The organism is Cyclobacterium salsum (assembly GCF_010119245.1).
GTDB lineage: Bacteria > Bacteroidota > Bacteroidia > Cytophagales > Cyclobacteriaceae > Cyclobacterium > Cyclobacterium salsum.
On sequence record NZ_WNKG01000005.1, the window covers coordinates 48,326 to 63,700 of the forward strand.

The 15,375-nt window shown below is 44.7% G+C and carries 15 protein-coding genes; all 15 read left to right on the forward strand.

All coding sequences use genetic code 11. The features are described 5' to 3' along the window. Positions 1-3: 3 nt before the first annotated feature. Entirely contained in the window at positions 4-3,108 is a 3,105-nt protein-coding gene (locus GJS45_RS09420; protein WP_162341276.1) for a TAT-variant-translocated molybdopterin oxidoreductase, read from the forward strand. A gap of 18 nt (positions 3,109-3,126) precedes the next feature. Further along, positions 3,127-4,491 (forward strand): NrfD/PsrC family molybdoenzyme membrane anchor subunit, encoded by a 1,365-nt coding sequence (nrfD, locus tag GJS45_RS09425; protein ID WP_162341278.1) that lies wholly within the window; start codon positions 3,127-3,129, stop codon positions 4,489-4,491. Between the two features lie 2 nt (positions 4,492-4,493). Next, on the forward strand, positions 4,494-5,024 hold the full coding sequence (locus tag GJS45_RS09430) for a DUF3341 domain-containing protein (protein ID WP_162341279.1): 531 nt from the start codon (positions 4,494-4,496) through the stop codon (positions 5,022-5,024). Positions 5,025-5,038: 14 nt separating this feature from the next. Further along, entirely contained in the window at positions 5,039-5,665 is a 627-nt protein-coding gene (locus GJS45_RS09435) for a c-type cytochrome (protein ID WP_162341281.1), read from the forward strand. After that, positions 5,665-6,945, forward strand: coding sequence for a quinol:cytochrome C oxidoreductase (locus tag GJS45_RS09440; protein ID WP_162341283.1), 1,281 nt, complete (start codon positions 5,665-5,667; stop codon positions 6,943-6,945). Before GJS45_RS09435 ends, GJS45_RS09440 begins: the two co-directional genes overlap by 1 nt. Positions 6,946-6,970: 25 nt before the next feature. After that, on the forward strand, positions 6,971-8,002 hold the full coding sequence (locus GJS45_RS09445; protein WP_162341285.1) for a cytochrome c oxidase subunit II: 1,032 nt from the start codon (positions 6,971-6,973) through the stop codon (positions 8,000-8,002). Between the two features lie 25 nt (positions 8,003-8,027). After that, positions 8,028-9,917, forward strand: coding sequence for a cytochrome c oxidase subunit I (locus GJS45_RS09450; protein ID WP_162341287.1), 1,890 nt, complete (start codon positions 8,028-8,030; stop codon positions 9,915-9,917). Further along, entirely contained in the window at positions 9,898-10,995 is a 1,098-nt protein-coding gene (locus GJS45_RS09455; RefSeq protein WP_162341289.1) for a COX15/CtaA family protein, read from the forward strand. Before GJS45_RS09450 ends, GJS45_RS09455 begins: the two co-directional genes overlap by 20 nt. Next, positions 10,992-11,894, forward strand: coding sequence for a heme o synthase (gene cyoE / locus GJS45_RS09460; RefSeq protein ID WP_162341291.1), 903 nt, complete (start codon positions 10,992-10,994; stop codon positions 11,892-11,894). Before GJS45_RS09455 ends, cyoE begins: the two co-directional genes overlap by 4 nt. 5 nt (positions 11,895-11,899) lie before the next feature. Continuing rightward, entirely contained in the window at positions 11,900-12,481 is a 582-nt protein-coding gene (locus GJS45_RS09465) for a cytochrome c oxidase subunit 3 (protein ID WP_162341293.1), read from the forward strand. Positions 12,482-12,503: 22 nt separating this feature from the next. Next, positions 12,504-13,274 carry a cytochrome c oxidase subunit 3 gene (locus GJS45_RS09470; protein WP_162341295.1) on the forward strand — a complete coding sequence of 257 codons (771 nt, stop codon included), beginning with the start codon at positions 12,504-12,506 and terminating at the stop codon, positions 13,272-13,274. A gap of 23 nt (positions 13,275-13,297) precedes the next feature. Further along, positions 13,298-13,624, forward strand: a complete 327-nt coding sequence (locus GJS45_RS09475) for a cytochrome C oxidase subunit IV family protein (protein ID WP_162341297.1) — start codon at positions 13,298-13,300, stop codon at positions 13,622-13,624. A gap of 74 nt (positions 13,625-13,698) precedes the next feature. Next, the gene (locus GJS45_RS09480; protein WP_162341299.1) at positions 13,699-14,376 is read left to right on the forward strand and encodes an SCO family protein; all 678 of its coding nucleotides are present in this window, start codon (positions 13,699-13,701) and stop codon (positions 14,374-14,376) included. Continuing rightward, a complete protein-coding gene (locus GJS45_RS09485; protein WP_162341301.1) occupies positions 14,360-14,911 on the forward strand; it encodes a DUF420 domain-containing protein in 552 nt (183 codons plus the stop codon). Before GJS45_RS09480 ends, GJS45_RS09485 begins: the two co-directional genes overlap by 17 nt. A gap of 53 nt (positions 14,912-14,964) precedes the next feature. Beyond that, positions 14,965-15,213, forward strand: a complete 249-nt coding sequence (locus GJS45_RS09490) for a hypothetical protein (RefSeq protein ID WP_235954715.1) — start codon at positions 14,965-14,967, stop codon at positions 15,211-15,213. Positions 15,214-15,375: the final 162 nt, after the last annotated feature.

Sequence of the window (15,375 nt, forward strand, 5' to 3'; positions counted from 1 at the left end):
ACAATGAAAGAAAATAAAAAGACATATTGGAAAGGCTTAGAGCAGTTGACAAACGATCCCGAGTTTGTAAAACACGCCGATCAGGAATTTCCGGGTTTTACCTCAAAGAAAAATCAATCGGAGGACGGTGGATCCTCCCGAAGGGATTTTCTGAAAATGATGGGATTCAGTGTGGCGGCCGCCTCCCTGGCAGCTTGCGAAGCACCGGTGAGAAAGGCCATCCCCTACGTAAACAAGCCCGTAGATATCAACCCTTCCGTTCCTAATTATTACGCATCTACCTTCGCCAGCGGTGGTGATTATGCGTCTATCGTGGTGAAGACACGAGAAGGTCGTCCGATTAAGATCGACGGAAATTCCCTTTCTCCCATCACTCAGGGTGGCACCAACGCCATCGTAGAAGCCTCGGTGCTTTCCCTGTACGACAAGGCGAGACTGACCGGTCCCCAGATAAATGGACAGCCTGCCGAATGGCCTGCATTGGATGCAGAGTTGGGAAGCAAGCTTGCTTCTGCCGGGTCCATTAAGATTGTCTCCAACACCATTTTGTCTCCAAGTACCGATCGGGCTATCCGGCAGTTCGCAGAACGCTATGGAGATGTAGAATTGGTTACCTACGATCCGATTTCCAATTATGGCATTACACGGGCGAGTGAAACCTATTACGGTTCCAGGACGCTTCCATCTTATCATTTTGATAAGGCAAAGGTAATTGCAAGTTTTGGGGCAGATTTTCTGGGAAGCTGGATTTCCCCTATTGAATTTGCGCGGCAGTATAGCAAAGGCAGGAAAATTTCCAAAGAAAGCCCGGAAATGTCCCGGCATTTCCAGTTTGAATCCAATCTGTCTCTGACAGGTGCAAACGCCGATTACCGAACGCCCCTTGCCCCTTCACAGAGTGGTTTGGCGGTGTTGTCGCTTTATAATATGATTGCCGGAAAGGCAGGTGCTGGCAGCGCTGGCGGGGCTAACCTGGATGTACTTCACCTGTCCAGGGCAGCGGATGAATTGTGGGCCAACAGAGGAAACAGCCTGGTGGTATCCGGTTCGAATGACCCGAATGTTCAGGTAATCATCCATGCCATCAACGAATTATTAGGAAATACGGGCTCCACGGTAGATTTTCAAAATCCGGTTTATTTCCGAAAGGGAGACGATCAGCGCATGAACCAATTGGTCAGCGAATTGAATAGTGGAAGTGTAGGGGCCGTCATTTTTTATAATTGCAACCCGGTATACGATTTTGGTGGCGGACAGGCACTGGCAGACGGGATTGCCAAAGCCAAGGTATCCGTTGCCACCTCCGAGGTGAAGAACGAAACTGCTTCGCTTGTACAATACCTGGCACCGGATCATCATTACCTTGAATCCTGGAATGATTTCAGGCCCAAAAAGGGTCTATACAGCCTGGCGCAGCCTACCATTACTCCATTATTTAATACACGACAGGCGCAGGAAAGCTTTTTAAAATGGGCTGGCAATTCGAATTCTTATTACGACTTTATCCGAGAAGATTGGCAGGCCCTGCACGGAGGGCTTGGAGAGGGCAGTGATTTTCAGTCCTTTTGGGATAATTGCCTTCATGACGGCGTATATCAGGCTTCGGAAGCCGAAGGAATGGAAGGGGAAGAAGAAACCGTTTCTGCAGCAGGAGATATTTCAGCGGCGGTTGCTGCGATCGGGAAGAGGTATCAGGCACAAGGTTCAGGATCCGAGTTGGTAATTTATGCCAAAGTAGGTATTGGTTCCGGTACGTTTGCCAACAACCCCTGGTTGCATGAAATGCCCGATCCGATTTCGAAAGCTACCTGGGATAATTACCTTACCGTTTCCCAAAAATGGGCCAGCGATAACGGATTGCAAATGAAAGAAGGAGCCACCCAAATGGCCAATGTTTCGGCCAATGGCGTTTCTTTTACAGTCCCCATTCTGGTGCAGCCAGGACAGGCGGAAGGCACTTTTGGTCTGGCACTGGGGTACGGACGTACAGCCGCCGGTAGGGTCGCCGATGGGTTGGGCGTAAATGCTTACGCACTGCTGAACAGCAGTAATGGTTACGTTAGTTACGATGTAACGGAAGGTGTAAGCGTTAGTCTCAGCGGAGAGTCCTACCGTATTGCGCAGACCCAAACCCATCAAACGTACATGGGAAGGAATTTTGTCATTCAGGAAGCGACCCTGGGCGAGTACAAAGAGGATGCTAGTGCCGGAAGGTACCATCCGGAAATTTACAAAGACGGAGAATTCGTAAAACCCAGTAAAATATCCCTATGGTCCGGGCACAAATACAGCATGCACCACTGGGGACTGGCCATCGACATGAATTCTTGTATTGGCTGCGCCGCCTGTACGGTGGCCTGTCAGGTGGAAAATAACGTGGCAGTTGTCGGCAAAGAAGAAGTACTGAACCGCCGGGAAATGGCCTGGATCCGAATAGATCGGTACTACAGTTCACCGGAAACGGCCGATTCGTATAAAGAGTTAGAGGAGGCTGCCGACAATCCGGAAGTGACTTTCCAGCCGATGATGTGTCAGCATTGTAATAACGCTCCTTGTGAGACGGTGTGTCCGGTGGTAGCCACTACGCATAGTTCCGAGGGGCTGAACCAGATGACCTATAATCGCTGTATCGGTACCCGGTATTGTGCCAATAACTGTCCTTATAAAGTTCGAAGGTTCAACTGGTTTAAGTACCACGACAATAAAGATTTTGCGGGTGTGAATACCGCCCAAAACGATGATTTGGGTAAAATGGTCCTTAATCCGGATGTAACGGTAAGAGCCAGAGGGGTGATGGAAAAGTGCTCCATGTGTGTGCAACGCATCCAGGCCGGTAAACTTACTGCCAAGCGTGAAAAGAGAGAAGTAAAGGATGGAGACATAAACGTAGCCTGTGCCGTGGCTTGTCCCACCGAAGCCCTCGTATTTGGCGACATGAACGATTCCAATTCCAAGGTATCCAAAATGCTTAAGATTGAGGAAAATTCAATGGAAGCGATCAAGGAGGTCAATGAAGAAAGGGCCTATCACGTGCTGGAGGAAATTAATGTTAGCCCCAATGTTTGGTATTTTACCAAGATCAGAAATAAGGACAAAAACGAAGCTTAAAAAATAAATCGATAAAATATGCAGGTTACTTCACCCGTACGCGATCCGCTGGTCACCGGCGGTAAGACATACAAGGACGTTACCAATGATATCGCCAGGCACGTAGAAGGAAAGCCCACCGTAGGGTGGCTGCTTGGGTTGGCGGTCTCCTTAGGTGCACTTTTGATAGGTAGTTTGGCCCTGGTAGCTACGCTCTGGGAAGGCATTGGCATGTGGGGCCTGAACAAAACCGTAGGCTGGGCCTGGGATATCACCAATTTTGTTTGGTGGGTGGGAATTGGTCACGCCGGCACCCTTATTTCGGCCGTACTATTGTTGTTCAGGCAAAAATGGAGAACATCCATTAACCGTGCTGCCGAAGCCATGACCATTTTCGCGGTTATATGTGCGGCACTGTTTCCCCTGATTCACATGGGAAGACCTTGGATTGGCGCAATATGGGCCTTACCCTTACCTAATACGTATGGCTCGTTATGGGTGAATTTTAATTCTCCGCTGCTATGGGACGTGTTTGCGATATCCACTTATTTTTCTGTTTCCCTCGTCTTTTGGTATATCGGATTAATTCCTGATTTCGCTACCATTCGTGATCGGGCGATCGGTTTGCGTAAAACCATCTATGGAGCACTTAGCTTTGGCTGGGATGGCGCCGCGAAGACCTGGATGCACTACGAGAGCGTTTCCCTGATATTGGCCGGTCTGGCCACCCCTTTGGTACTTTCCGTGCACACGATTGTATCCTTTGACTTTGCCACTTCGGTAATACCGGGATGGCATACCACCATCTTTCCGCCCTATTTTGTGGCTGGTGCTATTTTCTCCGGTTTTGCGATGGTGCTCACCCTAATGATCGTTACCCGTAAGGTGTTCAAACTAGAGGATTACATTACCATAGGGCACATCGAATTGATGAATATCGTAATTATCATCACAGGCTCTATTGTAGGGATTGCCTACATTACCGAGTTTTTTATGGCTTGGTATTCAGGAGTAGCTGCTGAGCAGTATGCTTTTGTGAACCGGATGTTTGGTCCTTATTGGTGGGCTTACTGGTCCATGATGACCTGTAATGTGATTTCTCCGCAACTATTCTGGTTCAAAAAAATCCGAACCTCTATTGCTGCTACGTTTATCCTTTCACTGGTAGTGAATATTGGGATGTGGTTTGAGCGGTTCGTGATTATCGTGACCTCCCTGCATCGGGACTTTCTACCCTCTTCCTGGGTAATGTTCTATCCTACGATCACCGATGTAGGCGTCTATCTCTTTACATTTGGCTTCTTTTTTACCGCCTTCCTATTGTTTGCCAAATTTTTCCCGGTGATCAACATGGCGGAAGTAAAGGCAGTTTTGAAATCATCATCTGAAAAAAAAATTAACTAATCATGGAAAGAGACAAGCATTTTATCCTGGGGATCTTTGATGATGAAGACATTCTGCTGAATGCCGTTAAAGAGGTGCGTGCAACCGGGATTCGAATCCACGAAGTGTTCTCTCCCTACCCGGTTCACGGGTTGGATGAAGAATTAGGGTACAAAAGAAGTAGTCTACCCATTGCGGCCTTTTTGTTCGGCGTACTGGGAACGACATTGGCACTGACCATGCAGTTTTACATGATGAAATTTGACTGGCCCATGATCATTGGAGGTAAGGACCACGCTGCTTTTCCGGACTTCATTCCCGTGACGTTTGAATTAACGGTTCTTTTGGCAGCATTTGGAATGGTTGGTGTATTTATGATCAGTAGCAATCTGAAGCCCTGGGGGCAACCAAGGATCTATGATTTGAGGAGTACCGATGACAAACACGTCATGGCCATAGATATCGCAACGAACGCTTCGGTCGATTTGGAAAAAATCAAGGATGCATTGAAGACATCCGGAGCCACGGAAGTGAATAGTAAAAGTTTTGACTAAGTAATCGCTATCAAATGAAAATAGTAACATCCATATATAGCCTGGCAGTGGTTGGGATTTCACTTGGAATGGCTTCCTGTGCTGCAGAAGGAGATTATCCCGGGACTGAGTACGCCCCACAGATGTATCATTCGATACCCTATGAGCCATTGAGCCAGATTCCGAACGAAGAAGAAGGCATGTGGCTTTCTAACCGGGAAGATGGTAAGGGAGAATTTTACAATAGCAACCCCAACAATCAACACAAGATGAACATGCGTATGCCTGTTCCCAATACCGTGCCCAGGGATCCAAAGGGTATATTGCCCTACCGGCTCAGGGTAGCGGATTTGGAAGGGGCTGCTCTTGTGGAGAACCCCATCGAGTTGGACGATCAAGTGCTTGACGAAGGAGAGGAACTCTATGTCCAATATTGTGCTTCCTGCCATGGCACCGGAGGGGAAGGAGATGGCAAGGTAGGAATGGTAATTGGTGGTGTTGCTAATTTGAAGGGTGGCGCCTATATTGACTTAACTGAAGGCCATATTTTTCATGTCATTACCCATGGTAAAGGTAGAATGGGTGCCCACGGTTCCCAGATTACGGCTGACAGAAGGTGGAAAATTGTACACTATGTTAAACAAGAAATTCAGACGCAATAATGGCACAGGTAAAAAATTATAATTTGGATCAAAAATTTGATTTTACCGATGCGGTAAAAAAAGTGATTTTCATTCTGGGTGGCATTGGCGTACTACTGTTAGTCCTTGGGATACTTGCAGCCGCACTGGGTGGGGATCATGCAGAAGAAGGAGGGCATGCTTTCCACTGGACCCAGCGATTATTTGCTAATCTTTGGATCAATAATGTGTATTTCACGGGAATAGCCATCATTGGTGTTTTCTTCTTCGCCATTCAATATGCCGCGCAGGCGGGCTGGTCTACTGCTTTGTTACGGATCATGCTTTCTTTTGGTTACTGGCTACCTATAGCAGCTGTTTTGATGTTGGTGACCTTTTTCATTGCCAATCATGACCTTTTCCACTGGACGCATAGCTACGTGTTTGACAAGACCAGCGCAGAATACGATCGAATTATTGATGGAAAAGGCAGCTTTTTCTACTGGCCGATGGAGAAAGGGACCTTTCCCATCTTCTACATCGTCCGAATGGTGCTGTTTTTTGGTTTTTGGGTTTTCTTTTTCAATAAGTTGAAATCCCTGTCTTACGAAGAAGATTTACAAGGAGGAACCTCCTATTGGTATACGATACGAAAATGGTCAGCTATCTTCCTTGTTTTCTTTGCCGTCTCCTCTTCCATCAGCGCATGGGATTGGGTAATGTCCATTGACACGCACTGGTTTTCTACCTTATTTGGCTGGTATGTATTTGCTTCCTGGTTTGTAGCCGGACTCTCGGCCATTACGCTGGTGACCGTGTTTCTTAAGGACCAGGGTTACCTGGAGATGGTTAATCAAAACCACATTCATGATTTGGGAAAATTTGTTTTCGCGTTTTCCATTTTCTGGACCTACATCTGGTTTTCCCAGTTCCTGTTGATTTATTATGCTAATATTCCGGAGGAGTCAGTATACTTTATCGAAAGGCTTTCTAGTGACGTGTATGGACCGTACATATTTGTAAATATTGTGCTAAACTTTGTTTTACCCTTTCTTGTTCTTATGACAAGAGATGCAAAAAGGCACAATATCTTCCTAAAATTGGTTTGTACGCTCATTATTTTGGGACATTGGATCGATTTCTTTCTGATGGTACAGCCGGGAACACTCGGGCACAATGGCGGAGTTGGATTGATGGAATTGGGGATGTTGCTCGTTTACGGATCTGCATTTGCTTTTGTGGCCTTGAGCAACCTCTCGAAACATAACCTGATTGCCAAAAACCATCCGATGTTGGAAGAAAGCTATCATCATCACATTTAATTACATTCCGAAACAGTTATAAATTATGTACGGACTACTCATTTCTATTGGTGTATTACTCCTGATTCTGGTGATCTGGATGGTTTACAGGATTCAGACCCTGATTTCGGTTGCCAAAGGCTCTGATAAAAAGATAGCCACTACCAGCAATAAAGTCAACGCCATATTATTCATGGTTTTTCTTATCGGAGCAGGTGGGTTGATGTTTTGGTATTCATTCAAAGAATTTGATAATTACCAATTGCCTATCGCCTCTGAACACGGTATTGTTACCGATCGGCTTTTCTGGATTACCACGGCCGTTACTGGTTTCATATTTATTCTTACCCACATATTGCTGTTTTGGTTCAGTTATCATTACCAGTACAAGGAGAATAAAAGAGCTGCCTATTACCCCGATAATAACAAATTGGAGGTAATATGGACATTGGTTCCTGCCGTCGTATTGACCGTATTGGTTGTGTCGGGATGGAAAGCATGGTCTGATATTACCAGCCCTGCACCAGAGGATGCCCATGTGGTGGAACTTATGGGGTATCAATTTGCATGGGATATTCGATATCCTGGTCCCGATAACCAGTTGGGTGATTATGATTACCGATTAACAACGGCCACTAACTCAAGGGGAATCGATTTTACCGACAAGAATTCATTTGATGACTTCGCAGCTCAGAAAGTTGTGATACCAAAAGGAGAGCCGGTTTTGTTCAAAATAAGGGCAAGAGATGTATTGCATTCGGTTTTCGCACCCCATATGCGATTGAAGATGGATGCCGTACCCGGTATGCCGACGCGCTTTTGGTTTGTTCCTAATAAGACCACTGCTGAAATGAGGCAGGAATTGGGAGACGAAGAATTTGAATTCGAAATCGCTTGTACGGAGGTTTGTGGTAATGGTCACTTTTCCATGAGACGGGTGATCGAAGTAGTGGAGCCGGATGAGTATCGGAAATGGGTAGCCGAACAAGAGCCATTTATTAAACGGAATCCAGAATTGGTTGCTGACTTGCCTGCTGAATTAAAAGAATTGGCAGACATCTACATAAACGAAGAATAAAACTAATTGATAAATTACATATAACATGGCAGTAGCAAACGTTTCAGCACATGATGTTTCGAATCACGATCATCATGACCATGAGCACAAAGATAACTTCATAACGAAGTATATATTTTCCACTGACCATAAGATGATTGCCAAACAATACCTGATTTCCGGGATGTTTTGGGCATTTATTGGAGGGTTGTTATCAGTGCTATTCAGACTGCAGCTTGGTTTTCCAGAAATGGACTTGTCGTTCCTCAGGCCTATTTTGGGAGGTTGGATTGATTCAGCTGGTAAATTGGATCCCAATTTCTACCTGGCACTGGTAACCATGCATGGTACCATCATGGTGTTCTTTGTTTTGACGGCGGGGTTAAGTGGAACGTTCTCAAACTTTCTGATTCCGCTGCAGATTGGTGCCAGAGATATGGCCTCCGGGTTCATGAACATGCTGTCGTACTGGTTCTTCTTTATTTCAGGGGTGATCATGTTTGCGTCTTTGTTTCTTGAAAAAGGACCTGCTGCCGGTGGTTGGGTGGTATATCCTCCTTTGTCAGCGCTGGAACAGGCTATTCCGGGTTCTGGCCTGGGTATGACCTTGTGGTTAATTGCCATGACCTTCTTCATTGCCTCATCGTTGATGGGGGGGATCAACTATATTACGACTGTCATTAACCTCAGGACGAAAGGCATGTCCTTTTCCCGGCTACCCCTAACTATCTGGGCATTCTTCCTGACCGCAGTAATTGGGTTGTTATCGTTCCCGGTTTTATTTTCTGCGGCCTTATTGTTGGTATTTGACCGAAGTTTCGGTACCAGCTTTTACCTATCCGATATTTACATTGGAGGAGAAGCACTCCCCAATACAGGCGGAAGTGCAGTATTGTACCAACACCTGTTTTGGTTTTTGGGACATCCTGAAGTGTATATTGTATTATTGCCAGCCTTGGGCATTACTTCTGAGGTGATAGCCACTAATTCCAGAAAGCCAATTTTTGGGTACAAGGCCATGATTATCTCCATGTTGGGGATTACCATCCTTTCCTTTGTGGTATGGGCGCATCATATGTTTGTCTCTGGAATGAATCCGTTTCTGGGCTCCATCTTTATGTTCCTGACGCTTATTATTGCCGTTCCTTCCGCTGTAAAAGTATTTAACTACCTGACCACTTTGTGGAGAGGTAACCTTCGCTTTACCCCCGGGATGCTCTTTTCAATTGGATTGGTGTCCTTCTTTATATCGGGAGGATTGACGGGTATTTTCTTGGGTAATTCGGCTATCGACATCCAATTACACGATACGTACTTTGTCGTGGCCCATTTTCACCTGGTAATGGGAGCTGCTTCATTCTTTGGGATGATGGCGGGTGTTTATCATTGGTTTCCGAAGATGTTTGGCAGAATGATGGATGAGAAATTAGGACATGTCCACTTTTGGTTAACTTTCGTCGGGGTGTACATGGTTTTCTTCCCCATGCACTATATTGGTATTGCAGGATTCCCGCGAAGGTATTACAGCTGGACTAATTTCTCCTTTACTGACATGTATACTGATTTGAACATGTTTGTTTCGGTGGCCTCCATTATCACCTTTGTGGCCCAATTCATATTTATTTTCAATTTCTTCTACAGCATGTACAAGGGACGAAAAGCTTCTCTCAATCCATGGCAATCCAACACTCTGGAATGGACCACGCCGCTTCATCCGGCACATGGAAACTGGCCTGGCGAAATTCCTTCCGTTTACCGTTGGCCGTATGATTACAGTAAGCCTGGAGCAAAAGAAGATTTTATCCCGCAGACAGTGCCTTTGTCCGCTACTCCGGAATCAAACTTACCCCATGAAAATAAATTGGTACAGTTAGAAAAAGAGATTATGGCGGAAGAGGGTGACGTGCTGGTAGCCAATGAAACAAAAGAATCTTAAAGAGGTATACCGCTTCCGTAAGATCAGCCTGATCACCACGGTGGCGGTGTTCTTTCTTATCCTTGTAGGTGGCATTGTCCGAAGTACCGGAGCGGGAATGGGATGTCCCGACTGGCCAAAATGTTTCGGAAGTTGGATTCCACCGACGTCGGTGGATCAACTTCCAGAAGATTATTCGGAAATCTACCTTGCGAAAAGGGTAGAAAAAAACGAACGCTTTGTTTCTTTATTGAGTGGTCTGGGATTTTCGTCACTGGCACGACAAATAGAAGAAGATGAGTCCATTTTATCCCACGAACCTTTCAACGCCACTAAAACATGGATAGAGTATGTGAACAGGTTGATTGGCGTAGCTATAGGACTTCTGATCATATTGACATTCGTTCAGTCCATCCGCTTGCGTAAACTGGATTATAAGATTACGCTTTTGTCACTACTAGCATTGATTGCGGTGGTATTTCAGGGATGGTTAGGCTCTATCGTGGTTTCTACCAATCTGTTGCAATGGATGATCAGCTTGCACATGATCGTAGCGTTATTGCTAGTCTGTCTTCTTTTATATATTTATTTCCGTTCCGGAACGTTGGTTTCGGCTTCTAAAGGAGATAATCCGGTTATTTCCTTTGGGGAACGAAAATGGGTTAGAGCTTGGCTGGGAATCGGGATGCTGCTTATGTTTGTGCAGATTGTATTGGGTACGCAGGTACGGGAACACATAGATGTAATTGCTGCTGAGTTTGGATACCAGAATAGGGGCTTGTGGATTTCAGAATTGGGCACAACCTTCTATATTCACCGATCCTTTTCTCTGGTATTGATAGGGTTACATATTTACTTGTTTTATAGAATAAGCTTGTCAGAATTGTGGAAAGGGGGGGTGATGAATCGGTTTAAATGGCTGGTAGGCCTGATGATTATGGTGGTTATTTCCGGGGTTGTTATGGCATATTTAGGCATTCCGGCTTTTGTTCAGCCGCTTCATTTATTGCTTGGTTCCCTGATTATTGGATTTCAATATTATATTTGGTTGGAATTGGGAGTAGTAAAATATCACTCCGAAGAGAACGTTTTGGTATGAATACAATTGATATATCTGAGAAATTGATTTTAGAGGCCTGGAGAGTTCGTTTCCGGGCCTATATGGAATTGCTGAAAGTCAGGCTTTCGGCATTGGTGACTTTCTCTGCCGTTTTCGGTTTTATCTTGGGGCATTCCGGGCAGGTCTTTTCCTGGATTACATTTTTTGGATTGATTGCGGGAGGTTTTCTGGTCAGCGGGGCTTCGGGTGCTGCTAACGAGATAATGGAAAGAGAGTACGATAAGCTCATGAAAAGGACTCAGAACCGCCCGCTTCCCTTGCATTTGATTTCGGTAAGAGAAGCGTATTGGTTTACCATCGTGGCCGCTTTGTTAGGGATATTGTTACTGGCTTTTTTCACCAATTGGCTTACTACCGGACTAGGTGTTTTAAGCATGATTCTGTATGTGTTTGTGTACACACCTTTAAAAAGGGTTGGGCCGATTGCGGTACTGGTTGGAGCCATTCCCGGTGCCATGCCTCCGCTATTGGGCTGGACTGCCGCTACAGGGGGGATTTCTTATGAAGCCCTTATCATATTTGGGATTCAGTTTGTGTGGCAGTTTCCGCACTTCTGGGCGATCGCTTGGGTGAGTGATGAGGACTATAAAAAAGCCGGGTTCAAATTGTTACCCTCAGGAGGACAGAAGGATCTGAATACGGCCATTCAAATCATGATTTATACCCTGTTTTTATTGCCTTTGGGATTGTTACCCACCTATTTTGGGTTTACAGGTCTGAATTCGGGCATCGTTGCGACGGTTTGCGGGGTATTGTTTCTGGCGCAGACATTTTCGCTAATGAAGGATTGTTCCCGGAAGTCTGCTTTAAAGATAATGTTCGGTTCATTTCTGTATCTGCCAATCGTACAAATAGCTTATTTATTGGATAAAATTTAGTAGGAATGGAAGAGAGATTAGCATTTGTAGAAGGGGCGGAGCAGCCCTTATCCATGCACCCCAAAAAATTTGCCTTGTGGCTTTTTATTGTAAGTGTGGTGATGGTTTTTGCGGGCATGACCAGTGCCTATATTGTCCGTCAGTCCGAAGGCAATTGGTTGGAATTTGATTTACCAAATGTATTTTGGTATACCTCCGGGATCATTGTGCTGAGTAGCTTGAGTATGCATTGGTCCTACCTGGCGGCAAAGAAGGATAATTTTAATACGCTTAAATTAGGATTGCTTATTACTACGCTGTTAGGAATTTCCTTTTTGATAGGGCAATGGTACAGCTGGGAGGCGTTGGTGGCAGAAGATGTTTATTTTGTAGGTAATCCGGCAGGGTCTTTTATGTATGTTTTTACAGGATTACATGCATTCCATCTCATCAGCGGTGTGATTTTTCTAATTATTGTATTAATTTCGTCGCTAAGAAATAAGATTCATTCCCAAAATCTGCCCCAGTTGGAAATGTGTGTTACCTATTGGCATTTTCTGGGAGGCCTTTGGTTGTATTTGTTCATGTTTTTGCTATTAAATCATTAATATTTAAGTTAACTTATCGATTATGTCTTCGACTGCTATTGAAATCCAATCCAAAAGAGGCGTCTGGGGTGGAGGAAACGAACCACTGAAAGCTAGCTACGGCAAGCTGATGATGTGGTTTTTCCTGTTGTCCGATATTTTTACGTTTACCGCCTTTTTGATTACTTATGGGGCGATTCGGGTGAGCTATCCTGCCTATGGTGGTGAAGTGGCTGATTTTGTGAGCTCTAATGAGTACTGGCCCATTCCGGAAATGATCTTTGATGCCATCCCATTCGTTCATGGAGGTCATTTTCCATTGGTATTCGTAGGCTTGATGACTTTCATTTTGATATTAAGCTCAGTGACGATGGTATTAGCGGTAGAAGCCGGTCACCGCAATGATAAAAAAGACGTGGTCAAGTGGATGCTTTGGACACTACTGGGTGGCATTACATTTCTTAGCTGCCAGGCCTGGGAATGGTCCCACTTTATCCATGGCACTGATGAAGGATCCATGCTAACGTATGTGAATTCGATGGGTAATGTCGTCAGCGAAACCGTCTACGGAGCCAATCTTTTGGTAAATGAATACGGCCCGGCCCCTTTTGCACAATTGTTTTTCTTCATCACGGGGTTTCATGGCTTCCACGTAACCATTGGAGTATTTCTCCTGTTTCTTGCCTTCTATCAGGCAGCTGTAGGTGTTTATGAGGAAAGAGGGCATTATGAAATGATTGAAAAAATTGGTCTATACTGGCACTTCGTTGATTTGGTTTGGGTGTTTGTATTTACCTTTTTCTACCTGATATAGAACAATAATCGCATCGTTGAATTATGGCACAAGAAAATAAAAACGGGTTAGAAGTAATTCCCAGAGACTCGGCAAAAATTAAAAAAATCTGGATGACAGCATTGATTTTACTGGTGGTGACCGCTGTAGAATTCCTGCTTGCATTTACAATGGAAAGAGGGATGTTTTTGTACATCATTTTCATCGTATTGACGATTGTCAAAGCTAAATACATCATGATGGAATTCATGCACCTTGGTGACGAAGTGAAACCATTATTTTATTCTATTATTGTTCCATTAATTTTTCTTGTTTGGCTTATTATAGCCCTTTTCAGAGAAGGAGCGGATATCTTTTTGATGCGTTGGTAGTCAAGGGACAAAAATTGTACATCAATGAATGGTTGGAGTGGAATCTTCAACCATTTTTTTTGTTATGAGATAGTATGAAAATGTTACGCTTTCTTCAGATCATGGTTTTGATCTGTGTGCTAATGATCCCGGTGTTGATTATTCTGTTTTTGAGAGGTTTTACCTCTAACGAATATAGCATTCCCATTCTTTATGAACAGGGGGTGGAAGACCCCTATCAGCAATGTGACTATGAAGGCAATTCGGGGCAGCATTATATTCCTGACTTTTCCTTGACTGACCAGTTGAATCGGGAAGTTCAGTGGGAGGATATGCGTGGAAAAGTCACCATCGTGGATTTCTTTTTTACCAGTTGCCCGAGTATTTGCCCGGTAATGTCCTCCGAGATGGAGCGGGTTCAGGATGCGTTTCGGAAGGAAGACAAGGTACAGATTTTTTCGATCAGCATTGATCCCACCTACGATACGCCCGAGGTCCTAGCTGAATATGCAGAACGGCACCGGGCCGAAAAGGACAAATGGTTTTTCCTTACGGGTAATAAAGAACACATCTATGACCTGGCCAGGTGCGGGTTTGTTTTGCCCACCATAGACGGCGAATCCGAACCGGAAGACTTCATCCACAGTGATAAATTTGTTTTGGTGGACGAGATGGGCAGGATCAGGGGATATTATAGTGGGACTGAAAGGGAGAGTGTGGATTTACTGGTATTGGAAACTAAAATATTATTGCACGATGGAGACAAAAATTGAGGGGAACCGAAGTGATGGTTCCATGTTTCGTTGGATTACCTTTATTTCCGTATTGGTGCCCGTACTGGTGGCCGTACTGCTATTCATGCCCTCCAAAATTGATACAGGGCAAGATTGGGTCTATTTTTTGCCTCATCTGAATGCCGTTATCAATTCGGCGGCTACCATTGCCTTGCTACTAGGGGTGTATTTTATCAAACAAGGAAAGAGGGGCTTGCATAAAGCATCCATGACCGCTGCGTTCGTGTTGGGTGCGATGTTTCTGGTTAGCTATGTGCTTTACCATGCTTCCGCGGAGAGTACTTCTTTTGGCGGTGAGGGGTGGATCAGAGGGCTGTACTATTTCCTTTTGATTACGCATATTATATTAGCTGCGGTGGCGTTGTTTCCCATCTTGTGGGCCTATTATTACGGATATACTGGAAAGTATGACAAGCACCGTGCCGTGGTAAAATATGCCTTTCCTATTTGGCTCTATGTGACCGTCAGTGGGGTGGTTGTTTATTTGATGATCAGTCCTTATTATTCGCACTGATATTTTACCTTTGGGGTAAGAACTTTGTGAGTAAAAATACCGTTACTTAAATGATGAAAACTGGTTTGAAATATCTGATAGCCTCTGTACTGATGTTGGTTTTGACCCTTCCGCAGGTCGTGGCGCAATGTGCCATGTGTCGGGCCACCATTGAAAATAATGTTAGCAATGGTGATACTACGGTGGGAGCCGGGTTGAATTTGGGTATTCTTTATTTATTCCTTGCCCCATACCTTCTTTTATCGGTTATTGCCTTTTTTTGGTATAGGAAGGCAAAAAGGAAGAAAAAGCTAACCTTTTAACGCAAAAAGCGAATCCAGCCATTTTCAGATTAGGTCTAATCTCTAGTGCATTGATTTTTTCCTCTATTGGGTTATTTTTTGAATAAAGTAGAACAGATTTTGCTTGTTTGCACCTAGCTTTACTGATTGCCCCAATCGCGATGCTAAAAAAAAGAAGGATAC